Genomic DNA, 22937 nt, shown 5'->3' on the forward strand with positions numbered 1-22937 from the left:
GGGTGACGCGCTCGACAGGTTGCCCGGAGCGGGATCGAATTCTCCCCTCTCCGTGAGGAACGAACGGGGAGGGGCCGGGGGAGGGGCACCCCGCGGACGCAGTTCGATGCAATTCGCCGAGCCTCCGCCTTTCGGCCACCCCAACCTCCCCCAGCAGTTTTGGGGGAGGTGGCGAGCCTGGGCGAGCCGGTGGGGGCGCCCGCCGCACGCGCCGAACCCCTCCGAAGCCACGCCCGAATTCTCCCCTCTCCGTGAGGAACGAACGGGGAGGGGCCGGGGGAGGGGCACCCCGCCAACCCCCGCGGCCCGAGGTCTGCCTCTGTTTGTAACGGGGACGTGAGAGGATGACGACGATGAGGAGATCGCGATGAAGCTGCTGGTGATTCGCCACGGCGTGGCCGAGGACCGCGACTCGTTCGCGGCCAGCGGGCAGCCTGACACCCAGCGCCCGCTGACGGACGAAGGCCGCAAGCGGATGCGCACCGCCGTCCGCGGGCTGCGGCGCATCATGCCCAGGCTGACGGTGCTGGCCAGCTCGCGGCTGGTGCGCGCCGCGCAGACGGCCGAGATCGTATCCAAGGCCTATGGGGGGATGGAGGTCATCACCCTGGAAGAGCTTTCGCCCGAGCGGCGGCCCGACGAGCTGCTGGGGTGGCTGCGCTCGCACCAGCTGGGCGACACCGTGGCGGTGGTGGGGCACGAGCCGCACCTGGGCTTTCTGGTGGGGTGGCTGCTGACGGGGCGCAACGACTCGTTCGTGGAGCTCAAGAAGGGGGGCGCCGTGCTCCTGGAGTTCGACGATCCCCCGTCCGGAGGGAACGCGGTGCTGGTGTGGGCGATCGCCCCGCGGCAGCTGCGCTGGCTGGCGGAAGGCGAATGAGCCTGCTGCAGCTGGGCGCCCACCGCGCCGCACGCCACCTGGCCCTGCGCTTTCTGGACGAGGCGCAGGCCGGCCGCGTGCGCCTGGACGACGCGGGCGACACCGAGGCGCTGCACGACTTTCGCGTGGGCCTGCGCCGCCTGCGCAGCACCGTCCGCGCGTACGCGGCGCAGCTGGAAGAGTCCATCGGCGGCAAGGACCGGCGGCGGCTCAAGGCGCTGGCGGCCGCCACCGGTGCCAGCCGTGACGGCGAGGTGATGATCGGCTGGATGGAGGCGCGCCGCGACGATCTGTCCGACGCGGAGCGGGCGGGGCTGGACTGGCTGCTGGAGCGGCTGCGCACGCGGCAGGAAAAGCTGGACCGTGACCTTCGCAAGGAGGTGGCGCACGACTTTGGCCGCGAGCGCAAGCGGCTGGCGCGGCGCCTGTCCACGTACCAGGCGCACGTCTCCGCCGCCGACCCGCGCGAAGCGCCGCAGATGGGCGCCGTCGCCGCGGACCTGGTGACCGCGCACGCGGAAGAGCTGCGGCAGAGGCTGGATGCATCCGGCTCCGTCGAGCAGCAGGAGCAGCTGCACGAGGGCCGCATCAGCGCCAAGCGGCTGCGGTACCTGCTGGAGCCGTTCGCGGACGAGCTGCCGGACGCCGCCTGGGCCGTCAAGCGCATCAAGCGGATGCAGGACACGCTGGGCGAGATGCACGACGCCCACGTGGCTGGCCAGCTGATCGCGTCGGAGCGCGCGGAGGCGGAGGCGATGGATCCGCGCCCCGATCCCGATCCGCTTCCCGGCCTGGACGCGCTGGCCGCGGCGGCAAAGGCGGAGACGGAGCGGCTGTTCGCGGAGGCGTCGGAGGCGTTCCTGGGGGGGCGCGCGGCGGAGCTGTTCGAGCGGGTGGACGCGGTGGCGGCGCAGATGCGGGGCGGCGGCGCGGACCGCGAGATCGAACGCAAGTACCTGCTGCGGCGCATGCCCGCGTTGCCCGAGGGCGCCGTGCGGACGGAGATTGCGCAGGGCTACCTTCCCGGCGAGCGGCTGCAGGAGCGCGTGCGCCGCGTGCGCCGCGCGGGCGAGCCGGCGCGCTACTACCGCACCGTCAAGCTGGGCTCCGGCCTCGCCCGCACCGAGGTGGAGGAAGAGGCGGACGAATCCACCTTCCGCCGCCTCTGGCCGCTGACGAAGGGCCGGCGCATCCGCAAGCTGCGCTTCAAGGTGCCGGACGGCGGCCTTACGTGGGAGATCGACCGCTTCCGCGGCCGCCGCCTGGTCCTCGCCGAGATCGAGCTTCCGTCGGAAGACCATGACGTGCAGATCCCCGACTGGCTGCGCGACGCCATCGACCGCGACGTCACGGGCGAGGATGAGTACGTGAACGTCAACCTGGCAAGCTGATCATCCGGCTCCGGTTAAGCAGTCTCACGCGGCAGTCGCGGAGAAAAGATCGAGGACGCGGAGAAAGCCTTCATCCGCGTCCTCATCCTTTTCCTCCGCGCCTCCGCGTGATGCTTTTCACCGACGCGAGGACCTCAGATTGACTTCAGGATCTGGCCGGCAGCACGAATGGGCTGGATCGAAACCCAGGTCTGGCCCTGTCGCTCATACCGGATCCGGAAAAACAACACCTTTATGGGTACAGAGGAACAGAGTCAGACAGAGGAGCCAAGATGATGTTTCAGCTCGCTTTCTCTGTCTGACTCTGTTCCTCTGTACGATCATTCTTTTCCAGGGTCTGGTATCAGGGATTGCTCTCTCGGCGCGCGAAGGAACAGAGAGAGGACGTGGACCTTTATCCGCGTCCTCGATCTTTTCCTCCGCATCCTCTGGTACGGAACCCGCGCCGGGCGCGGAGGTAGCACCGCGCGGCGTTCGTCATCCGCGAATCCACATCCTCCGAATCCGTTGTCGATGCGTATCTTGCGCGCCGTTCCGCTTGCCGCCGCGCTCGCCGCGTGCGCCTCCGCCGATCCCGCGGCCGCGCCGCCCGCCAGCCCGCCGCCGTCCGCCGTCGTGGCGCCGGCCGACGCCGCGTTCCCGGTGCCGGCGGGCGACACCACCGTCATCCGCGGCGTGCTGCCCAACGGGCTTGCCTACTACGTGCGCCGCAACGACGAGCCGCGCGACCGCGCCGAGCTGCGCCTGGTGGTGAACACCGGCTCCGTGCTGGAAGACGACGACCAGCGCGGGCTGGCGCACTTCCTGGAGCACATGGCCTTCAACGGCACGCGCCGCTTCGAAAAGCACCAGATCGTCGACTACCTGGAGCGCGTGGGCATGCGCTTTGGCCCCGACATCAACGCCTACACCAGCTTCGACGAGACCGTCTACATGCTGCAGCTGCCCACCGACAGTGCGGGCGTGGTAGAGACGGGGCTGCAGATCCTGCGCGACTGGGCCGACGGCATCAGCCTGGACGCGGAGGAGATCGAAAAGGAGCGCGGGGTGGTGATCGAGGAGTGGCGCCGCTCGCGGGGCGCCGGCGCGCGCATCAGCGACCGCCAGTTCCCCTTCCTGTTCGCCGGCTCGCGCTACGCCGAGCGCCTTCCCATCGGCGACCTGGAGACGCTGCGCACCTTTGCGCCCGAGACGCTGCGCCGCTTCTACGCGCGCTGGTACCGGCCGGAGCTGATGGCGGTGGTGGCCGTGGGCGCGTTCGACCCGCGCCAGATGGAGGAGCGCATCCGCCAGGAGTTCGGCGGCATCCCGGCCGCGCCCCGGACGGAGCGGCCGGAGACGGCGGTGCCCTTCCCCGACAGCACGCGCTACATGGTGACGGTGGACCCCGAGGTGCCGCGGGCGGAGGTGTCCATCAACTGGATGATGCCCGCGCACCCCGACACCACGCCGGAACAGCTGCGCCGCGCCATCGTGGACGGCATGTTCTCGGGGCTGCTGGGCGACCGGCTGCAGGACATCACGCTGAAGCCCGACGCGCCCTTCATCGACGTGGGATCGTACCAGGGCGGCTCGCTGCGCCCGGTGGAGACGCTGGTGCTGAACGCGGCGGTGGCGGAAGGCGGGGCGGAGCGGGGGCTGGGCGCGCTGGTGGCGGAGCTGGAGCGCGCGGCGCGCCACGGCTTTACCGCCGCCGAGCTGGAGCGCGAAAAGGCGGAGCTCCTGCGGATGTGGGAGCAGATCTACGCCGAGCGCGCGAAGACCAGCTCCGGTGCCTTCGCGGGGCAGTACGCCGACCACTTCCTTCGCGCCGGCCCGCTGCGGACGCTGGAGGACGAGTACGCCGTCAACCGCGCCGTCATCCCCACCGTCACGCTGGACGAGGTGAACGCCGCCGCCCGCCGCTACGCCGCCCTGCGCGACCGCGTGGTGCTGGTGAGCGGGCCCGAGCGCGCCGGCCTGGAGCGCCCCCGCGAGGCGCGGCTGGCCTTCGTCGCCGACTCCGTCGCGCGCTCGGAGCTGGCCGCGTGGACCGAGACCGTCTCCGACGCGCCGCTGCTGGCCCGCGTGCCGGCGCCGGGGCGCATCGTGGAGGAAGACTCCACCACCGAGGTGGGCGTGGTGCGCTGGACGCTCAGTAACGGCGCGCGGGTGGTGCTCAAGCCCACCGACTTCAAGGACGACGAGATCCTGTTCGCCGCCACCAGCCCCGGCGGCCTCTCGCTGCTGGCCGACAGCGCGTACCTGTACGGGCGCACGGCGGCGGCGGCGGTGCAGCTGGGCGGCGTGGGCGGCCTGTCGCTCACCGACCTGCAGAAGCGGCTGTCGGGGAAGGCCGCCTCCGTGGGCCCCAGCCTGGGCGACCTCTCGGAGGGGATGAGCGGCTACGCGGCGCCCCGCGACGTGGAGACGCTGTTCCAGCTCGTCCACCTGTACTTTACCCAGCCGCGGCGCGACACGACGGCGTGGGAGGCGTACCTGCAGCGTGGCCGCGAGTCGCTGCGCAACCGCGACGTCACGCCCGAGTCCGCCTTTGGCGACACGCTGACGGCCATCCTTACCCAGCGGCACCCGCGCACGCGCCCGTTCACCACCGCCACGTTCGACTCGCTGGACGTGGACCGCTCGCTGGCCATCTACCGCCAGCGCTTCGCCGACGCGGGCGACTTCACCTTCTACTTCGTGGGCCGCTTCACCCCGGATTCGCTGCGGCCGCTGGTGCAGACGTACCTGGCCAGCCTTCCCGGCACCGGCGCGAGAGAGACCTTTCGCGACGTCGGCATCCGCCCGCCCGCCGGCGTGGTGCGGCAGACCGTGCGGCGCGGCGTGGAGCCCAAGGCGCGCACGGTGCTGGTCTTTACCGGCCCCGCCCAGTTCTCGCGCCAGGCCTCGGCCGACATGAGCGCCCTGGGCGAGGCGCTGGAGATTCGCCTGCGCGAGAAGCTGCGCGAGGAGCTGGGCGGCACCTACACCGTGGGCGTGTCGGGCGGCGTGGCGCGCGACCCGTATCCGCGCTACCAGTTCAGCATCGACTTCGGCTCGGCGCCGGAGCGGGTGGACGAGCTGGTGCGGGTGGTGATGGCCGAGATCGACACCGTGCGCGCCGCGGGGGTGCCGCGCGACGTGGTCGACAAGGTGCGCGAGGCGTTTCGCCGCTCGCGCGAGACGGCGCTGCGCGAGAACGGGTGGTGGATGGGGCGGCTGATGGAGTACGACCGCCACGGCTGGGACGTGCGCCTGATCACCGAGAACCCCGTGGGCCCCGAGCTCTCGTCCGCGCGCATCCAGGCCGCCGCGCGCCTGTACCTGGACCCGTCGCGCCGCGTGCAGGTGTCGCTGGTGCCGGAGGCCGGCGCCGCGCCGGCGGGGGGACCGGCGAGCCCGCCGAGCCCGTAAGGACGCACCGGACTGCGCCCGCGGAGAGACCCTCCCCCGCTCGCCGAGGCTCGCACCCTCCCGCAAGCGGACGCAGTCCTGGGGGGATGCCGGGCCCGGGCGAGCGGAGGGGTCGCCCGCCGACGCAGCCCTCACCCTGCCGCAACGCGCTCGAATTCTCCCCTCTCCGTGAGGAACGAACGGGGAGGGGCCGGGGGAGGGGCACCCCGCGGGCGCCAGCTCGATTCAATTCGTTGAGCCGCGATCCCCGGCCGGAAGGAGCCGGGGGACGGGAACCCGCCCGTGCACCCAAATCCGCGCCGCGGTGTACAGGGGGGTGCGCCGGGCCTCCGCGGCTGGAGCGCAGCGAAGGGACACGCCCCAAATCCCACGGTCCTTTCCATCCGATTCCGGCATCCCGGACGCCCGCCGGCGCACCCGTCCAGCCACCCGCTACGTACACGCCAAAACGGAACACTGGCGCAGGGGCTGGGTAGGCATGTATCGTTCAGGAACCCCGATCAAGAGGTTGCTCATGCGACGCTCGTACGGACTGGCCGCCGCGGTAGTGGCCCTCGCGGTCCTCACGGCGGTGAAGCTGCGCGCGCAGCAGGACTGGTCGCCGCCGTCTCGTGAAATGCCCCAGATGCCCGCCTCGTCGCAGCTCGGCGGCGGCTGGCGCGGCTCGCTGGGCGCCTGGTTCCGCGGCGCCGACGAGGGGCTGGACGGCATTCGCGCCGTGGGCGAGGGCATGCCCCGCGACATGGGCGCCGCCCGCCCGCGCATGGTGCGCTTCATGGGCGGCTCGCGCCCCGTGGCCGCCTGGAGCGACCGCAACGGCGACGGCCGCGCCGACATGGTCGAGGTGTACCGCGGCGGCGCCCTGGCCTACCAGCTGATCGACGCCGACTACGACGGCAGCGCCAACGTTCTCCGCGTCTACGACGCATCCGGCGCGCTCGCGCGCGAAAACCGTTACTGAAAAGCACGCCTTGGTCCCGTCTACCGCAACCGAAGCCACGCTCGTCAACGACGCCGAGCTGCTGGACGCCTACCGCGCCACGGTCTGGACCGTGGACCTGGCGGCGGGCACGGCCGACGTGCGCCTGGGCGAGCCCGCCGACACGCAGCTGCGCCCGTCGGGCATCGTCACGGCGTACAACCCGGCCTCCATCGCCCGCACCCCCGACGAGAACCGCGCGGCGGACCAGGAGCTGCTTCGCCACGTCCGCTCGCTGGGGGTGCCCTTTCGCCGCACCATGGCCCGCGGAACGGCGCCCGGCGCCGACGAGTGGGAGGAGCCCGGCTTTCTGCTGCTGGGCGACGTGCGGCCGCTGCTGGTGGAGCTGGGGCTGGTCTTTGGCCAGAACGCGGTGGTCTGGGTCGACGCCACCGGCGCCGTGTCGCTGGTGTGCACCCGCGCCCGCTTCGCGGACCGCCTTCCCGGGCAGAAGATCGAGCTCTGATCCGTTCCGTGTAACCGCGGGCGCGCCGTCCCCAGCGGGCGGCCCGCCGCGCCCGCGCCCGAAGCATCCCAAGACAGACATGCTGGTCAAGAAGCGGATGACCCACGACCCCGTCGTGGTTTCGCCCCGCCATTCCCTCGCGGACGCCCTGCGGCTTACCCGCGAGCGCCGCATCCGCCACCTTCCGGTGGTGGACGAGGGGGAGCTGGTGGGGATGGTGTCGGACCGCGACGTGCGGACGGCCCTTCCCTCGCCCCTCACCGTCCCCGACGACGAGCGGATGGCGTTCCTGGAGCGCACCCCCGTCAGCGCGGTGATGCGCGCCGAGGTGGCCACCATCGGCCCGCTGGACACGGTCGAGGACGCGGCCAAGCTCATGCGCCGCCGCCGCATCGGCGCGCTGCCGGTGGTCGACGCGCACGGCGCCGTGCTGGGCATCCTTTCCGAGAGCGACGTGCTGGACGCGTTCGTCGAGATCCTGGGCCCCGCCAACGCCAGCTCCCGGCTGGAGATCGCCCTGGCGGACCGGGCGGGCGAGCTGGCCAGGGCCATGCGCGTGATCGGCGAGGAGCGGGGCGTGAACGTCTGCTCGCTGATGGTGCCGCCGGGAACGCCGGGAGAGGCGCGGGTGGCCATCGTCCACGTGAACACCATCGACCCGCGCGAGACCATCGGCGCGCTGGAGGCGGCGGGGTTCGAGGTGGGGTGGCCCTCGCTCGAGACGGACCTGCGCGCCGGGGGCGCCGCGTGAGCCGGGTATCCAGCGCGCTGGTCTGGGACCCGGCCGTCACCGGCTACAAGTTCCGCCCCGACCACCCCTTCAACCCCCGCCGGCTGGAGCTGGCCGTCTCGCTGATCGAGGCGCTGGGCTTGATCGACGGAACGCAGGCGCGGGTGGTGGCGCCGCGCGTGGCCACCGACGCCGAGCTGCTGGCGGTGCACAGCCGCGAGTACCTGGACGCGGTGCGGCGCTTCAGCGGGGGCGCCGACCGCGCCGGCGCCATGCGCTACGGCCTGGGGACGGACGACACCCCCATCTTTCCGGGGATGCACGAGATCACGTCGCTGGTCGCCGGCGCCACCATCCGCGCGGCGGAGCTGGTGATGGGCGGCGAGGTGAAGCGCGCGTTCAGCATCTGCGGCGGGCTGCACCACGCGCACCGCGACCGGGCCAGCGGCTTCTGCGTGTACAGCGACCTGGCGGCGGCCATCGCGTGGATCCGGCGCGAGCACGGCGGCAAGGTGCTGTACATCGACTACGACGCCCACCACGGCGACGGCGTGCAGGGGATCTTCTACGAGGATCCCGACGTGATGACGCTCTCGCTGCACGAGTCCGGGCGATACCTGTTCCCCGGGACGGGGTTCGTGGACGAGCTGGGCGAGGGCGACGGCTACGGCTACTCGCTGAACGTGCCGCTGGAGGCGTTCACCGAGGACGACTCGTGGCTCGACATCCACCGCAGGCTGATCCCCGAGGTGATGGAGGCGTACCGCCCCGACGTCGTCGTCCTGCAGTCCGGCTGCGACGGCCACTCGCTGGACCCGCTGACCCACCTGCGCGCGTCGACCCGGCTGTTCGAGGAAACCACGCGGATCGTCTGCGAGGCGGCGGACGCGGTGTGCGGGGGACGCGTCATCGCCACGGGCGGGGGCGGATACGCCATCTGGGAGGTGGTGCCGCGCGCGTGGACGCTGGTGTGGGGCGTGCTGAGCGGGCAGCAGGTGCCCAACCACATCCCCCACGCCTGGCTGAACCGCTGGCAGGGCGAGGCGCCGGTGATGCTGCCGCCGTACGTCCGCGACGCCGAGGAGGACCACAAGCCGGTGCCGCGCCGCGAAGAGATCGAGGCGACCAACCGGCGCACGCTGGAATCGCTGCGGCGGCAGGCGCTGCCGCTCATCCGTGGCTGGGGACTGGGGTTCTGACGATGACGGTCGAGCCGCCCGCGCCGCCCGCCATGCCCATCCGGGGCCTGGCGCTACCCGCAACCCTCCGGGACAGGGAGGGACGTGTGTTCATGGTACGACCGTACAGGGCGGAAGACCGCCCGCTGCTGGATGCGTTCTACGACGCCTTTCAGCCCAAGCGCGCCGCGCAGGGGCTGCCGCCCGAGGGCCCGCAGCGCGTGGCGCGCTGGCTCGAGGGCGTGCTGGCCGGCGGCGACCACCTGATCGTGGAGGTGGAGGGAAAGCTGGTGGGCCACGCCATGCTGATGCCCACGGGGAAGCAGGGGGTGCGCGAGTACGCCATCTTTTTGGACGAGAGCGTGCGCGGCCGCGGGATGGGCACGCAGGTCAACCGCCTGTCGGCCGAGCTGGCGCGCACGCTTGACCTGGACCGCCTGTGGCTGTCGGTCGAGCCGCACAACCGCGCGGCGGTGCGCAGCTACCAGAAGGCCGGCTACCGCTTTCGCCCCGCCACCATGTACTCGCCCGAGTTCGAGATGGAGCTCGAGCTCGCACCCGGGGCTGCAGAGGCGTCGTAAGGCTTCGCAACAGCAGGTTGGGGTACAGAGGAACAGACAAAAGCCAGAGGAACAGAGGACCGCATTTCCTCTGCTCCTCTGGCTTTTCTCTGCTCCTCTGTACCCTTGCGCAGTTGATCTTTCGATCCTTACCACGTCAGCACGATCTTGCCGAAGCTGGCGTTCTCCTCCATCCGCTCGTGCGCCTTGCGGATGTCGGCCATGGGAAAGACCGAGTCGACCACGGGCCTGATGCGGGCCGACGAGATCAGCGGCAGCACCGCGTTGGAGAACTCGCGGGCCAGCGCGATCTTTTCTTCCAGCGGCCGGCTGCGCAGCACGGTGCCGAACAGGTGAATGCGGCGGCGCAGCAGCAGTCCCAGGTCCACCTGCACGTTTGCGCCCCCCGTCGTGCCGACGACGACCACGCGCCCCCGCAGCGCCACCACCCGCAGCGACGCCTCCAGCAGCTTGCCGCCCACCAGGTCCAGCACCGCGTGCACGCCGCTGCCGTAGGTGGCCTGGTTCACCGCCTCGGCCAGGTCCTCCTTGCCGGTGTCGATCGCGATCTCCAGCCCCATCTCCTGCGCCCGCTTCAGCTTGCCGGCCGTGCGCGACGTGCCGATCACCGTGGCGCCCGCCGCGCTGGCCAGCTGCAGCGCCGCGGTTCCCACGCCGCTTCCCACGGCCAGGATCAGCAGCCGCTCGCCCATGGTAAGGTCCAGCTGGCGAAAGAGCGCGTCGTAAGCGGTCAAAAACACCTCGGGGATGGCCGCCGCCTCTTCCCAGCTCAGGTTCTGGGGAATGCGGATGCCCTCGCGCTCGTGCACGACCACGTACTCCGCGTGCCCGCCGCCGCCCACGATCCCCATCACCCGGTTCCCCACCGCCCACAGGCCGGCGCCCTCGCCCACCGCGTCCACCTCGCCCGCGTACTCCAGGCCGGGGATGTCGGCCGGCGCGCCGGGGGGCGCGGGATAGCTGCCGCGGCGCTGCAGCAGGTCCGCGCGGTTCAGGGCGCTGGCGTGCACGCGTACGCGGATCTCGCCCGGGCCGGGCTGCGGCACCGGGCGGTCTTCCAGCGACAGCACCTCCGGCCCCCCCGGCTTGCCGATGACGACGGCGCGCATCAGCGGCCGCCCCCCGCCTGCGCCGCCGCCCGCGCGCGCAGGAACGCCTCGATCCCCCGCACGTGCGCGTCCGCCAGCCGCTCCACGAACGCCGGGTCGCGCAGCGCGGCCTCCTGCTCGGGGATGGGCATGAACAGCGACTCGGTGAGCGTGGCGGGAAACCAGGTGGGCCGCGCCAGCGCCAGGTTCTGCTGCCGCGCGCCGATGTCCGGAATGCGCGTCACGGCGACGATCTCCCGGTCCAGCTCCCGCGCCAGCGCGGCGGCGAACGGGTGGAAGTAATAGACGCTGGTGCCTTGGGCGCGGAACGGGTTGGCGCCCTCGCCGAATGCGTTGTTGTGCACCGAGATCAGCATCTCCGCGTCGCGGCTGACGGCCAGCGCCACGCGCGCGCGCAGCTCCTCACCGCTGTTGGTGCTGCTGACCAGCCCCTCGCGGCCGGTGCGGGTCAGGATGACCTCGGCCCCGGCGGCGCGCAGCTTTGCCGCCAGCGGCAGCGAGATGGCCAGGTTGGCGTCGCCCTCGTACAGCCCCGTGGGCCCCGTGGCGCCCGCGGGCGGGTGGCCGGGGTCGATGACGATGCGCCGCCCCCGCAGCGGGTTGGCGGGATCGATAGTCGGCGGGCGGCGGACGCGGACGGTCAGGTCGCCGTTGGCCTCGTACCACGCCTTGTATCCCCAGGCCCCGCCGGCCAGCGTGAGCGCGATCTGCGTTCCCCCCGCCACGGCCGTCTGCTCGGCCGCGCGGAACCAGCCGCCGAACCGCGTCGCGGGCGTCAGCGTACCGCCGTTGGCGCCGTACACGGTGATGGCGGCGCCGGTCTCCGAGGTCTCGACCAGGAAGGGCCGGCCGCCGGCGCGGATGCGCACGTTGAGCCCGTCCGCCGAGGCGGCGATGCCGGCGTTCACCGGCCCCGGCTGCGGCGCGGCGGAGGTGGTGTCGGCCAGCGTCAGGGCGGAGGCGTCGATCCAGGCGTCCGTCTCCCCGCCCAGCCGCACCCGGTACTGGTCGCCGCGCCGCTCGGCCACGGCCAGCCGCGCGCCGCGGGGAAAGAACCAGCGGTAGGTGCCGGTGGGGGTGGGGCGCGCGTAGATGGCGTCGGAGCCGGTCGCCAGCGTGTCCGCCCCGCCGGTGACGGTGCCCAGGCGCGGCGTGGCGTAGACGGCGTTGGTGGACGGGGCGTTGCCGCCGGTGCTTCCCGTGCCCGTGGACGGCGTGGCGTACGAGACGGACTGCGTGACCTCTTCGGCGCCCCGCTGCGCGCGCAGCCGCCAGGTGCCGTCCTGGGGCATGGGCAGGTAGGCGATGAAGGCGCCGTTGGGCGCCACGGGGACGGCCGTGCCGTTGATCTCCAGCGCCGCCTGCCCCGTGCCCACGGTGCCGTAGATGAAGGTGGAGTCCACGCGCGGGCGCGCCTGCCCCTGCGTGGGGTGCGTGACGCGGATGGCCAGCGCGCCGTTGACCGCCGGGATGGCCGGCAGCGCGGGGCTCACCGGCTGGTACACCAGGCGCTCGATGCGCCCCGTGCCCGCGCCGGCCCCCGTGCCGATGCGGAGGGTGTCCACGGGTGCGGGGCCGGTGGAAGGTCCGCTGGGGCCGCAGGCGGCGGCCAGCGTCAGCAGCGCAAGGGATGCGATCGTGCGATCCATCACAGGACTTTCAGGGACGGGTGAGAAAAGCGGGGAAGCCTGCGCTCCCCCGCGTCGCCAGCTCTCGCCCCTTCCCCATGCAAGCTGCGGGCAACTCCGTTTTCAGCGGATGAAATCCGCCCGTCCACGCAGTCACCCGCCCCGCCAGAGTGCGGTCCGTCCCCTCCGCCACCACCCCGAAACCTGTCATCCTGAGGCCCGGCCACGTCTGCCCCCATCCCCTCGCGCCGCGGGTTGCAGGGCCGAAGGATCTACTCTCGGCCGGCTCGAACGTGTTCGCGGCAGCCCCGCGCCGAACGCGCGGCCACGACGCGGCTGGACAAAAGGCTCCGGGTGATGCCACCGAACCGGGCCTCGTCGGACGAAGTGCCGTCCGCGGCCGTGGTGCGGGCTGCCGCGTCCGGCCTCCAGAAATCGGAGAGCAGATTCCTCGGCCCTGCGACCACAGCGCGAGCAGACGGTGTGGTGTGGGCGGGCCTCGGAATGACAGAATCGGTGCGGAGGGCGGGGCATGGGGACAACCTCAGAAGAGTTGTCATCCTGAGGCCCGGCCACGTCTGCCCATCCCCTCGCACCGCGGGTTGCAGGGCCGAAGGATCTACTCTCGGCCGGCTCGAACGTGTTCGCGGCAGCCCCGCACCGAACGCGCGGCCACGACACGGCCGGACAAAAGGCTCCGGGGGATACGACCGAACCGGGCCTCGTCGGGCGGACGTGCCATCCGCAGCCGTGGTGCGGGGCTGCCGCGTCCGGCCTCCAGGCACCCGAGAGCAGATTCCTCGGCCCTGCGACCAACAGCGCGAGCAGACGGTGTGGTGTGGGCGGGCCTCGGAATGACAGATCGGTGTGGAGGGCGAGTGCGGGCGGCAAGCCTCGGAAGGACACGCCCACACTCTCCCTCTGAGGCCTGTGTGGCCTCTGGGAGCCCATTCCGTTCCGGAGCCAGCCCCAGGCAAAACACCCTCCGCCTCGCAGGGAGACGGAGGGTGCGCGTCGCGCCGGAACGAAGCGGCTACTGCCCGGACTCGCTGTTCTGCGCGGGCGGCAGCGGCTGATGGTCTTCGGAGCGGCGGCCGGTGCCGGGGATGATGCCCCCGGTGGCCTCGCCCGCGTCGTCGCGGTCGTCGGGCGAGGGCGGCGAGGGCAGGTCGGCCAGCGGTCCCAGCAGCTCGCGGACGGCTTCCTGATCGGTGGACATGGGGGTAAACCTCCCCGAAAACGCGGTTGCACCGGCGGCCTGCACCAGCCCGTTCGGCTGATGTAGCGGAGTTTGTCCAACCTCAAAGCAAACACCGCGCCCGAACCCCGGACGCGGTGTCACAGACATCCTCCCGTGCGACCCCGCTACTGCGAGCCCGCCGCGTACCCCCCGTCGCCGCGCACCGCGTCGGCCACGCGGTCGTGCAGCGTGCGGCGAAGCGCCTGCATGCGGTTGGGGCCTTCTTCGTAGGTGCGGTTGGCCAGGAGCACCACCCAGGTGCCGCGCTCCGGGTCGATCCAGATGGAAGTGCCCGTGAACCCCGTGTGCCCGAACGACCGGTCCGACACCCGCGTCCCCGAGGCGCCCGTCCCCGGCGCGCCCGGCGTGTCCCATCCCAGCGCCCGCGTGCCGCTTCCCGGCTGCCGCTGCGTGAACGTCCGCACCGTGGACGAGCGGAAGATCTGCACTCCGTCCAGCTGCCCCCCGTTGGCCATCATCCGCGCGAAGCGCGCCAGGTCGTGCGCCGTGGAGAACAGCCCCGCATTGCCCGAGAGGCCGCCCAGCCGCCGCGAGATGGGGTCGTGCACCTTGCCACGGTACGCGTCGCCGCGGGTGCGCGAGGTGCCGGCGCAGCGCAGACACCCCTCGCCCATCACGTACGTGGTCGACAGCATGCCCAGCGGCTCGAAGACGCGGCGGTCCAGCAGGCGGTACAGCGGCTCGCCCGCGGCCCGCTCGGCCGCGGCGAACAGGATGATGAAGCCCACGTCCGAGTACTCCACCCGCATTCCCGGCGAGCTCTCCAGCGGCACGCGCATCAGCCGCAGCAGCGACTCTTCGGGCGTCGAGCCGCTGGCGTCGCTGCCGGCGGGAAGGCCGCTGGTGTGCGCGAGCAGGTGGCGGATGGTGACGCGGTCCTTGTTGTAGCCCGTGAACTCGGGCAGGTACGCCTGCACCGGGTCGTCCAGCGACATCCTGCCGTCCTCCACCAGCAGCATCACCGCCGTGGTGGTGCCCACCACCTTGCTGAGCGAGGCCAGGTCGTAGACGGTGCGGTCGGGGTCCACCTCCGCGCCGCCCGCGCCCACGCGCCCCATCCCCTGCTCCAGCACCACGTGTCCCCATCGGCCCACGGCCAGCGAAGCGCCGGGAAACGAGCCGCGGTTGATCTCGTCCCACACCGCCTCTTCGGCGCGCGTGAGGGCGGTGGAGCTCAGGCCGGCCTCGGCCGCCGACGACAGCGCGTGCTCCGGCAGGCGCCGCGCGGCCCCGGGGGGGTCGGTGGGGTCCGTGGGCGCGGCGTTGAGAATCGCCGCGAGACCCAGCATGACGGGCAAGTGCATGAGTACGACCTGCGTTGCCGTGATTGAGAACAACGAAACGAATTCGGAGTGGGAATAGCAGAGTAATGGAAGCCGCGTACCCTTGTCAAGAAACTCGACTTAGGCGTGTCATGTGAACACGGCCCCGGATGCAGATTGCACAGTCCCCATGCGGATTGCAACATCACCATGCACCACCGTCATAGGCGCCGGATCAATGTGCGACGTCATTGAGAAAAACTACAGATAACGCGATGCAAATAAATAAGATACGTTCGTTTTCGCGGGGCGCCGCCACACGTGGACCAGGCGCGAAATCCGCCTGCGCCAGCCGTGGAATCGAGGCGGGCCGCGCACGATGGGACCAGCGGGGCGGAAAGTAGATCCTGCGGCCGGCGCGGCGAGTCCGCGCGGGCGGATGGCCCCGCGTGACCGGCCGGGGCGAATGAATTCGCGGCTGGGAAAACGCGATGTCGGCCTTCGCCGACGGGTGTGCGCCGCACGGAGGCGGCGGTGTGCGGTGGAGGCCCACGTGGTTTGCGGGGTTTCCGGCGAGGCGGCGAGTTCACGCGCTCCCGCGCGCACGAAAACGGCCCCCGGAGGATGATCCTCCGGGGGCCGTCCGTCACGGGAGCAGTTGCAGGCTATTCCCTATTCCCTGTTCCCTATTCCCTGCAGTTCAGCGAGAAACGTGCAGCCTCGCCTCGCCCTCCACGCCGCGCGCGCCGGCGCCCGGCGTAAGCGGCAGCTCGGGAAAGCGAAGCCGCCCCTCGCTCATCGACGCGCCCCGCAGGGCGATGGAGAGCGCCTGGTCGATGGACTCCACCGGGTGCACCTCCATCTGCTCCAGGATGTCGGCCGGCAGGTCGTCCAGGTCCGCCTCGTTCTCCTTGGGCAGGATGATGGCGCGGATGCCGGCGCGGTGCGCGCCCAGCAGCTTCTCCTTCACCCCGCCGATCGGCAGCACGCGGCCGGTCAGCGTGACCTCGCCCGTCATGGCCACGTCGTTGCGCACCGGCGTGCCGCTGAGCGCGCTGACCAGCGCCGTGGTCATGGCCACTCCCGCGCTGGGGCCGTCCTTGGGAATGGCGCCCGCCGGCACGTGGATGTGCAGCTCCGACCCCCACGCCTTGCGCGGGTCGATGCCGTAGCGCGTGGCGTTGGCGCGTGCGTACGTCAGCGCCGCCCGGGCCGACTCCTTCATCACGTCGCCCAGCTGCCCCGTCAGCACCAGGTTGCCGAAGCCCGGCTGGGCCTGCTCCGGCTCGCCCGCCGCGGCGGCCACCGGCGCCCGCTGCTGCGCCGACACCTCGATGAACATGATGTCGCCGCCCATCGGCGTGTAGTACATCCCCGTGGCCACGCCCAGCAGGTCCTCGGCGCCGGCCCGCTCCGGGTGCACCCGCGTGCGGCCCAGGAAGTCCTTCACCGTGTCCAGCTCCACCGTCACGTGGTCGGTGCCGCCGGTGGCGATGCGGCGGGCGGCCTTGCGGGCCACCTTGCCCAGCTCGCGCTCCAGCTGCCGCACCCCCGCCTCGCGGGTGTACTCGCTGATCACGCTCACCAGCGCCGGCTCCGTCACCTCCAGCTCGCCCTCGTGCAGCCCGGCCTGCTCCGTCTGGCGGGGCAGCAGGTAGGTCTGGGCGATGTTCTTCTTCTCCATCTCGGTGTAGCCGCGGAACTCCACCGCCTCCATGCGGTCGTACAGCGGCGCCGGGATGTTCTGCGTGTAGTTGGCCGTGGCGATGAACAGCACCTCGCTCAGGTCGAACGGCACGCCCAGGTAGTGGTCGGTGAACTCGTGGTTCTGCGCCGGGTCGAGCACCTCCAGCAGGGCGCTGGACGGATCGCCCTGGTAGCTGACGCCCAGCTTGTCCACCTCGTCCAGCAGGATCACCGGGTTGCGGGCCTTGGCCTGCTTGAGCGCCTGCACGATGCGTCCGGGCATGGCGCCCACGTACGTGCGCCGGTGGCCGCGGACGTCGGCCTCGTCGCGCACGCCGCCCAGGGCAATGCGCACGTACTTGCGGCCCAGCGCGCGGGCGATGGACTTGGCGATGCTGGTCTTGCCCACCCCCGGAGGCCCGGCGAACAGAAGGATGGGCCCCTTGGCCGTCGCCTTGGCCTTGGCCTCGGCGATCTCCTTCTCAAGCACCTCGGGCGTGCGCTCCGCCTCGGTGTCCTCCAGCGCGTCGGCCTCGATGGCCGCGTCCTCCTTGACCTCGGCCTCGGCGCGGCGCGCGGCCAGCTGGCGGACGGCCAGGAACTCCAGCACGCGGTCCTTCACGTCCTCGAGGCCGTAGTGGTCCTCGTGCAGGATCTCCTCGGCGCTGGCCAGGTTCAGCGAGTCTTCCGTGCGCACGTTCCACGGCAGGTCCGCCATCCACTCCAGGTAGGTGCGGATGACCTGGTACTCGGCGCTCTGCGGGTTGGTGCGCTCCAGGCGCCCCAGCTCGCGGTCGGCCTCTTCACGGGCGCTCTCGGGGAGCTCCAGCGCGTCCAGCTTCTGGCGCAGCTCCTCCAGCTCGGCGCCCTCGTCCTCTTCGCCCAGCTCGCGCTGAATGGCCTTCATCTGCTCGCGCAGCAGCATCTCGCGCTGGCGCTCGCCCAGCTCTTCCTGCACCTGCTGCTGGATCTCTTCCTGCGCCTCCATCAGCGCCAGCTGGCGCTGCACGATCAGCAGCAGCGAGCGCAGCCGCTCCTCCACCGAAAGGCTTTCCAGCAGCTTCTGCTTGGCCTCGGAGCCCATCTCGACGTAGAACGCCACCAGGTCCGCGAACGGGCCCGGGTCGGTGACGCCCTCCATGATCTGCTGCAGCATCTCGGCCGGGATGCCGCGGCGGCGCCCCAGCTCGGCGGCGCGGTCGCGCAGCTCGCGGTACAGCGCCAGGAACGCCGGGTCCTCGGGGTTCACCGGGGCCAGCTCCGACATCTCGCGGACGTGGGCGGTAAGGCCCTTGCCCGGGGTGTTCACGTACTGCAGCGCCAGCGCGCGCGACTCGCCGTGAATCAGCAGCTGAACGCCGCCGCCGCCCTTCTGCACCTGGGCGATGCGCACGATGGTGCCCACCGTGTACAGGTTGTCGGGCTCTACCTCGTCCCGGTTCTCCCTCTGCGCGATCGCCAGCATGCGCCGGTCGCCCGCCAGCGCGGACTCCACGGCCTGCAGCGTACCCGGGCGCCCGGCCGAGATCGGCACGGCGGTCCCGGGAAAGATGACCGTCTCCCGCAGCGGGAGCACCGGCAGCATCGTCTTTTCGCTCATCGTGTCTCGCTTCTTCAATCGGTTGCGGCCGGCTGTGTGCCCGCCGCCTGCTGCCAACCCTTCTTCGCATCTTCCCTGCCGCGCCTCCATACCCCCGTTCCACCATTCCGTTGCACGCTAACTCCGCTTCTCATCTGGAGTTAACGTACTCCCGAGGGGTATCTGCCATTCCGGCCGTAGGTCGCGCGTGGGCGTGCCGCTTCGGCGCTCTACTGCCGCCATGGCACAAGCTTCGTCCAGCAGGGATGATGCAGCCGATGCATGATACACCCGGACCGCCCGTTCCGCCCGCTTCGTCGTGGCAGCGGACGCTTTCGACTCGGACCCCCTCCCGCGCAAACTGCGCGCGGAGAGGGGAGAGCAGAACGGTGCCCAGGCAGAAGGCGGGCACTGCCGCCCTCCTGGAGTGTGTTTTTACGACCCGGCCGCTTGACTTCCTGAGGGAGGCGCCGCGCCTCTATCTGCAGGTACGAAGGCACCTTGGCGCCGACCGAAGGACCTCGCCAGCAGAACGACGGGGCTGGTCCCGTGCCCTGATCTGGCCCCTGCGCCACCGAAACGAGGTCCTTCGGTCGCGCGCAGGTGGTTGTGTGAAATCGGGTTGCACGTGGTGCGCTCCCTCAGGAAGTCATTCGCTTCTTTGTGAGTTTGGGGGTTTGGCACACCCACCAGGAATTCGGGAATTTGAACACACTCACAAGCACAAAGACCTCGCTGTAGATCCCTGGCGGTGCGGGAACGCTCCAGGCAGCGTGGGCTGCGGACCCGGCCAGAAGGCCGCGCTTAGTGCGCCAATTTGAGACAAGCACGTCCCAAGCGGGACAATACCTCCCCGGGTTTTTCGCCGTAACGCCCGCTGCTGTTTTTCGCAAGCTCTGCACGCAAACCATTGATACAGGATGATTTGCGAAAGTGAAAACCTGATTTGTTGCGGTATTCGCCCGGTCCGGTTAGCGTTTCGTCACGCTCACTTGGGGCATTCAGGTGGATGCGCGGGTTCGCATCCAGATGCCTGCGGGAGAGCGGCCCTGGATGCGATGCATTCGACTCGCACCGATCCGTTCACGTAATTTCATGGGGAGACACACATGCACATCAGGAGATTTGCGCTCGGGCTGCTGCTGGGTGCGATGGCCTGCGACGAGTCGCCGGTCTCGCTGCCGGAGCCGGCCGGCGTGACGGTGGCCGCGGGCACCATGGCGCTGGCGGTGGGCGATGCGGCGCCGATCGCGGCACAGGTGGTGGACCAGGACGGACGGGTGATGCAGGGGCAGGCGGTGGTCTACAGCACCGACAACGCGTCGGTCGCCACGGTGGGAACGGACGGCATGGTGCGCGCGATGGCGCCGGGGACGGCGAACGTGACGGCCACGTCGGGCGCCGGCAAGGCCGCCGTAAAGGTGACGGTGACCGCGCAGGTGCTGCGCGTGGCCGTGGCGAACGACAGCGTCGGCCTGGTGGTGGGCGAAGCGGTGCCCATGGCGGCGCGGGTGCTGAACGCCGGCGGGCAGGTGGTGCAGGGCGCGGCGGTGGTGTTCAGGACCAGCAATGCGTCCGTGGCCACGGTGGACGTGGACGGGACGGTGCGCGCCGTGGGGCCGGGGATGGCTACGGTGACGGCGGTGTCGTCCGGCGCGAGCACGGCGTCCGTCAAGGTGACGGTGGCCCTGGACCCCCGCGGCGAGCTGCGGAGCCTGGAGGTGATGGCGGACTCGCTGATGGCGGACCGCCGCGCCGGGGTGCAGGCCGTGTCCGTGCGCGCGTTCAACGGGCTGGGCCAGGCGGTTTGCCCGACGCTCACCCTGCGGTCGTCCGATCGGACCGTGGCCGTGGCGCGGTCGGTGGGTGCGTGCCGCATCGAGGTCGAGCCGCTCTTCGCGGGCGAGACGACCATCACGGTCGCCTCCGGAGGCCACACGGACACGTTTCTCGTGCGCGTAACCAACTCGGGGCAGATTGCCTTCTTCTCCGCGCGGCCCGGCAGCGAGCAGCTCGTCGCGGGGGCTACCGTCAGCTACACGGTAAAGATGCTGGACCAGGCCAGCCAGCCGATCGCGAACCAGCGGGTGCATTTCGAGACGACGGTCGGCACCCTGTCCTCCAGCACCGTCACCACGGGCGAAGACGGCACCGCCACGGTGCAGTGGCAGATCCCCACGGATCTGCAGCCCTGGGGGCAAACCCACTCGATCTCGTTCCGCGCGTTGCTGCCCAACGGGGTGGCGGCCGGACGCACGGAAAACGTGTTCATCAACGGAGCGTCGCTGGTGCAGATGGTACTGTACCGCAACAGCGGAGCCGGCTTTACGCCGCTCGACGCGGCGGCCATCACCGCGCCGGCGTACTCCTACGTGACCGTGGGCACCAGCGGCGTGGATCAGTATGGCAACGTGCGCGTCGAGGACTTCACCTTCTCTCTGACGGGCACCTGGGGCGGGTGGAGCTGCGGCGGTGCCCAGGGAACCCGCGACGTCTCGGGAGTCGAGTACACCTGCTTCTACAGCTATCCCGGCTTCACGGCTACGCTGCGCGCCACCGCTCCGGACGGCCAGCACAGGAGCGTGCAGGTGACGTTCAACTGACCCGCGCGAAGGATCCCGGCGCGCGGCGGCCCTGCCCCGCGCGCCGGAGCCCCGACCACTCGAACCCGACCCATCATCTCATGAAACGAATCTCTGCCCTGATCGCCCTGCTGCTCGGTGCGCCGGGCGTGCTGCCGGCGCAGGCGGCCGTGCGCGTCACCCCGTCGCTGGGGGCGTTCCAGCCCATGCTGCCGGTGGTCTCGGTGGCGGACGGGCGCAACCCCGACGTGGAGCTGGAATCGGCCCCCGCCGTGGGGCTGGAGCTGGGGGTGGCACCCCGGCGCACGCCCTGGGTTCAGCTGTACGGCGGCCTCACGTACACCACGCCCCGCCTGTACCTGAGCGGCGCGATGGAAAGCCAGCCGGTCAACGGCACCTCCACCCGCGCCACCCTGCTCATCCCCACGGCGGGGGTGGTGCTCTCGCCCACGCTGCGGGGGGTGCCGGTGCGCCCCACGCTGCGCCTGGGTGCCGGCGTCAAGAGCTATACCTTCGACCTGGCGGAGCAGCGGGACCGGGTAACGGACCTTACCGGCGACGTGGGCCTGGGCTTCACCACCGGACGGCCCGGCCCGGTGTCGTTCACGGCCGAAGCGCGGTGGCTGCCCAGCCGCTTCGACGCGCGCAACCTGCCCATCCGCGCCACCGGCGGGCGCGGCCAGGACCAGAACGACTGGATGTTCCAGCTCGGGATGCGGCTGAACCCGTAGCCGCACGCGTGGCATCCATCCACCCGACCCAAACGGCCGGCCCGGCTCCGCGCCACGCGAAGCCGGGCCGGCCGTCCATCCGCCGACCGCTCCGCCGGCTACCAGCAGACGGCGGGGCAGCAGGAGCCGTTGCCGCCGCAGGTCACCCAGTCGGTCCGGCACTCCTGCGTGTGGCAGTCGATCTCGCTCCATCCGCAGCTGTGAAAGTTGGTGCCGCAGAGAAAGTCGGTCTCCTCGCTACGCGCCCGTACCGTGCCCCGCGGGCGCTCCGCCCCCGATTCCGCATCGAAGCTTTCCACGGCCAGCGCGTCGGGATCCAGCTTCAGCTTCTTCATGCAAGGCCTCCGGGAAGAAGGGGCGGCGGGGCCATGAGGCGCCCCGCGCGAGCCGCGAATGCGGCCTGAAGCAGAATACGCCGTGAAAGGAGGGCAAGTCCAGCACGGCGTTTGCACCGGTCCTTGCGGGGGCGCCGGGGCTTTCGCCGCCCCGCGTGCACCGCGTACCTTCGGTGTGCATCCTTTGTACAGACCCGAGCCAGCATCCGTGTCGAACTCGACGCCGCCCGAGCGCCCCTCCGCCGCCTCCGCCGCCCGCCGGGCCACGGACGATCCCAACGTGTTCACCATTCCCGCCGACGCGCTGCCGGCGGGGTTCGCGGAGCGGGTGCGGACCGGCGGCTTCGAGCCCGCCCCCACGCGGCCGGCGGCTACGGTGCTGATGGTGCGCGACTCGGCCGACGGGCCCGAGGTGCTGCTGCTGCGGCGCCACAAGCGCAGCGGGTTCGCGGCGGGCGCGTGGGTGTTTCCCGGCGGCGTGGTGGACGACGGAGACCGCGACCTTGCGCTGGTGGAGCGGATGGACGGCCCCACGCCCATGCAGTGGGCCGACCGCCTGGGCGTGACCGATCCCGCCGAGGCCGTGGCGTTCGTCAACGCCGCGGTGCGCGAGGGGTTCGAGGAAACCGGCATCCTGCTGGCCCGCGTGGCCGACGACGCCACCAACCCGGGCGGGCTCGAGACGCTGGACGTGGCGCGGCGGGCGCTGCTGGCGGAGGTGGTGGACATGCGCCAGGTGATCATCACCCGCCGGCTGCGCATCATGGGCGACGCCCTGCTGTACCTGGCGCACTGGATTACCCCCGAGCCGGAGCCGCGCCGCTACGACACGCGCTTCTTTCTCGCGCGCGTAAAGGCCGACGCCGTCTGCACGCCGCACGAGGCGGAGATGACGGAGAGCGTGTGGCTCACCGCCCGCGGCGCCGTGCACTTCTTCGAAAGCGGCTCGCTGAAGATGCTGCCCCCCACGGTGCACACCCTGCGGCGGCTGGCGGGGTACGGCTCGGTGGACGAGATCTTCGCCGCGCTGGCGGACGCGCCGGTGCCCGTCATCCTTCCCGTGATGCGCGTGCGCGAGGACGGCGTCGCCATCATCGTCCCCGGCGAAACGAGCGAGTAGACGCCGTCGCGCCCCGCCGAAGCGCACTCACCCGTTCACCCCT

17 protein-coding genes are annotated in these 22937 nt (G+C 71.4%); 11 read left to right on the top strand and 6 right to left on the bottom strand.

Annotated features, from left to right (window positions below; genetic code table 11):
- Positions 1-367 precede the first annotated feature (367 nt).
- From VGC13_RS05380 to VGC13_RS05415, 8 genes are all read left to right on the top strand, one after another.
- Positions 368-880, top strand: coding sequence for a SixA phosphatase family protein (locus VGC13_RS05380; RefSeq protein WP_331124190.1), 513 nt, complete (start codon positions 368-370; stop codon positions 878-880).
- Positions 877-2271 (top strand): CHAD domain-containing protein, encoded by a 1395-nt coding sequence (locus VGC13_RS05385; RefSeq protein ID WP_331124191.1) that lies wholly within the window; start codon positions 877-879, stop codon positions 2269-2271. Before VGC13_RS05380 ends, VGC13_RS05385 begins: the two co-directional genes overlap by 4 nt.
- Positions 2272-2784: 513 nt before the next feature.
- Complete coding sequence (locus VGC13_RS05390) at positions 2785-5667, top strand: insulinase family protein (protein WP_331124192.1); 2883 nt, start codon at positions 2785-2787, stop codon at positions 5665-5667.
- 514 nt (positions 5668-6181) lie between these two features.
- Positions 6182-6628, top strand: coding sequence for a hypothetical protein (locus tag VGC13_RS05395; protein WP_331124193.1), 447 nt, complete (start codon positions 6182-6184; stop codon positions 6626-6628).
- 10 nt (positions 6629-6638) lie between these two features.
- Positions 6639-7112, top strand: coding sequence for a DUF3293 domain-containing protein (locus tag VGC13_RS05400; protein WP_331124194.1), 474 nt, complete (start codon positions 6639-6641; stop codon positions 7110-7112).
- 79 nt (positions 7113-7191) lie between these two features.
- Complete coding sequence (locus tag VGC13_RS05405; protein ID WP_331124195.1) at positions 7192-7863, top strand: CBS and ACT domain-containing protein; 672 nt, start codon at positions 7192-7194, stop codon at positions 7861-7863.
- Complete coding sequence (locus VGC13_RS05410; RefSeq protein ID WP_331124196.1) at positions 7860-9041, top strand: acetoin utilization protein AcuC; 1182 nt, start codon at positions 7860-7862, stop codon at positions 9039-9041. The genes VGC13_RS05405 and VGC13_RS05410 overlap by 4 nt, the downstream gene beginning before the upstream one ends.
- Before the next feature lie 92 nt (positions 9042-9133).
- On the top strand, positions 9134-9601 hold the full coding sequence (locus VGC13_RS05415; protein ID WP_331124197.1) for a GNAT family N-acetyltransferase: 468 nt from the start codon (positions 9134-9136) through the stop codon (positions 9599-9601).
- A 128-nt stretch (positions 9602-9729) separates the two neighbouring features.
- Here VGC13_RS05415 and VGC13_RS05420 read toward each other — a convergent pair whose 3' ends face one another.
- The 5 genes from VGC13_RS05420 to lon form a co-directional block, all read right to left on the bottom strand.
- Positions 9730-10710: an NAD(P)H-quinone oxidoreductase gene (locus VGC13_RS05420; protein ID WP_331124198.1), complete on the bottom strand. Its 981-nt coding sequence runs from the start codon at positions 10708-10710 to the stop codon at positions 9730-9732.
- Positions 10710-12359: an N-acetylmuramoyl-L-alanine amidase gene (locus VGC13_RS05425; RefSeq protein ID WP_331124199.1), complete on the bottom strand. Its 1650-nt coding sequence runs from the start codon at positions 12357-12359 to the stop codon at positions 10710-10712. The genes VGC13_RS05420 and VGC13_RS05425 overlap by 1 nt, the downstream gene beginning before the upstream one ends.
- Before the next feature lie 1012 nt (positions 12360-13371).
- On the bottom strand, positions 13372-13557 hold the full coding sequence (locus VGC13_RS05430; RefSeq protein WP_331124200.1) for a hypothetical protein: 186 nt from the start codon (positions 13555-13557) through the stop codon (positions 13372-13374).
- A gap of 146 nt (positions 13558-13703) precedes the next feature.
- A complete protein-coding gene (locus VGC13_RS05435) occupies positions 13704-14903 on the bottom strand; it encodes a serine hydrolase domain-containing protein (protein ID WP_331124201.1) in 1200 nt (399 codons plus the stop codon).
- A gap of 658 nt (positions 14904-15561) precedes the next feature.
- Positions 15562-18147 carry an endopeptidase La gene (lon, locus tag VGC13_RS05440; RefSeq protein ID WP_331124202.1) on the bottom strand — a complete coding sequence of 862 codons (2586 nt, stop codon included), beginning with the start codon at positions 18145-18147 and terminating at the stop codon, positions 15562-15564.
- A gap of 1088 nt (positions 18148-19235) precedes the next feature.
- Here lon and VGC13_RS05445 point away from each other — a divergent pair.
- Both VGC13_RS05445 and VGC13_RS05450 read left to right on the top strand, forming a co-directional pair.
- Positions 19236-20729 (top strand): Ig-like domain-containing protein, encoded by a 1494-nt coding sequence (locus tag VGC13_RS05445; RefSeq protein WP_331124203.1) that lies wholly within the window; start codon positions 19236-19238, stop codon positions 20727-20729.
- A gap of 80 nt (positions 20730-20809) precedes the next feature.
- Positions 20810-21439 carry a hypothetical protein gene (locus VGC13_RS05450; protein WP_331124204.1) on the top strand — a complete coding sequence of 210 codons (630 nt, stop codon included), beginning with the start codon at positions 20810-20812 and terminating at the stop codon, positions 21437-21439.
- 98 nt (positions 21440-21537) lie between these two features.
- Here the strand turns inward: VGC13_RS05450 and VGC13_RS05455 are convergent, their stop codons facing one another.
- Complete coding sequence (locus VGC13_RS05455) at positions 21538-21774, bottom strand: hypothetical protein (protein WP_331124205.1); 237 nt, start codon at positions 21772-21774, stop codon at positions 21538-21540.
- Between the two features lie 208 nt (positions 21775-21982).
- Here VGC13_RS05455 and VGC13_RS05460 point away from each other — a divergent pair, with 208 nt between their 5' ends.
- Complete coding sequence (locus tag VGC13_RS05460; protein ID WP_331124206.1) at positions 21983-22894, top strand: NUDIX hydrolase; 912 nt, start codon at positions 21983-21985, stop codon at positions 22892-22894.
- The last annotated feature ends 43 nt before the right edge of the window (positions 22895-22937 follow it).

This window comes from Longimicrobium sp. (assembly GCF_036399255.1).
Lineage (GTDB): Bacteria > Gemmatimonadota > Gemmatimonadetes > Longimicrobiales > Longimicrobiaceae > Longimicrobium.

Coding starts and splice junctions, on each gene's coding strand:
- VGC13_RS05415 (WP_331124197.1), top strand. CDS start 9,134: ATGGTACGACCGTACAGGGCGGAAGACCGCCCGCTGCTGGATGCGTTC.
- VGC13_RS05420 (WP_331124198.1), bottom strand. CDS start 10,710: ATGCGCGCCGTCGTCATCGGCAAGCCGGGGGGGCCGGAGGTGCTGTCG.
- VGC13_RS05430 (WP_331124200.1), bottom strand. CDS start 13,557: ATGTCCACCGATCAGGAAGCCGTCCGCGAGCTGCTGGGACCGCTGGCC.
- VGC13_RS05380 (WP_331124190.1), top strand. CDS start 368: ATGAAGCTGCTGGTGATTCGCCACGGCGTGGCCGAGGACCGCGACTCG.
- VGC13_RS05435 (WP_331124201.1), bottom strand. CDS start 14,903: ATGCACTTGCCCGTCATGCTGGGTCTCGCGGCGATTCTCAACGCCGCG.
- VGC13_RS05405 (WP_331124195.1), top strand. CDS start 7,192: ATGCTGGTCAAGAAGCGGATGACCCACGACCCCGTCGTGGTTTCGCCC.
- VGC13_RS05445 (WP_331124203.1), top strand. CDS start 19,236: ATGCACATCAGGAGATTTGCGCTCGGGCTGCTGCTGGGTGCGATGGCC.
- lon (WP_331124202.1), bottom strand. CDS start 18,147: ATGAGCGAAAAGACGATGCTGCCGGTGCTCCCGCTGCGGGAGACGGTC.
- VGC13_RS05385 (WP_331124191.1), top strand. CDS start 877: ATGAGCCTGCTGCAGCTGGGCGCCCACCGCGCCGCACGCCACCTGGCC.
- VGC13_RS05450 (WP_331124204.1), top strand. CDS start 20,810: ATGAAACGAATCTCTGCCCTGATCGCCCTGCTGCTCGGTGCGCCGGGC.
- VGC13_RS05455 (WP_331124205.1), bottom strand. CDS start 21,774: ATGAAGAAGCTGAAGCTGGATCCCGACGCGCTGGCCGTGGAAAGCTTC.
- VGC13_RS05390 (WP_331124192.1), top strand. CDS start 2,785: ATGCGTATCTTGCGCGCCGTTCCGCTTGCCGCCGCGCTCGCCGCGTGC.
- VGC13_RS05425 (WP_331124199.1), bottom strand. CDS start 12,359: ATGGATCGCACGATCGCATCCCTTGCGCTGCTGACGCTGGCCGCCGCC.
- VGC13_RS05395 (WP_331124193.1), top strand. CDS start 6,182: ATGCGACGCTCGTACGGACTGGCCGCCGCGGTAGTGGCCCTCGCGGTC.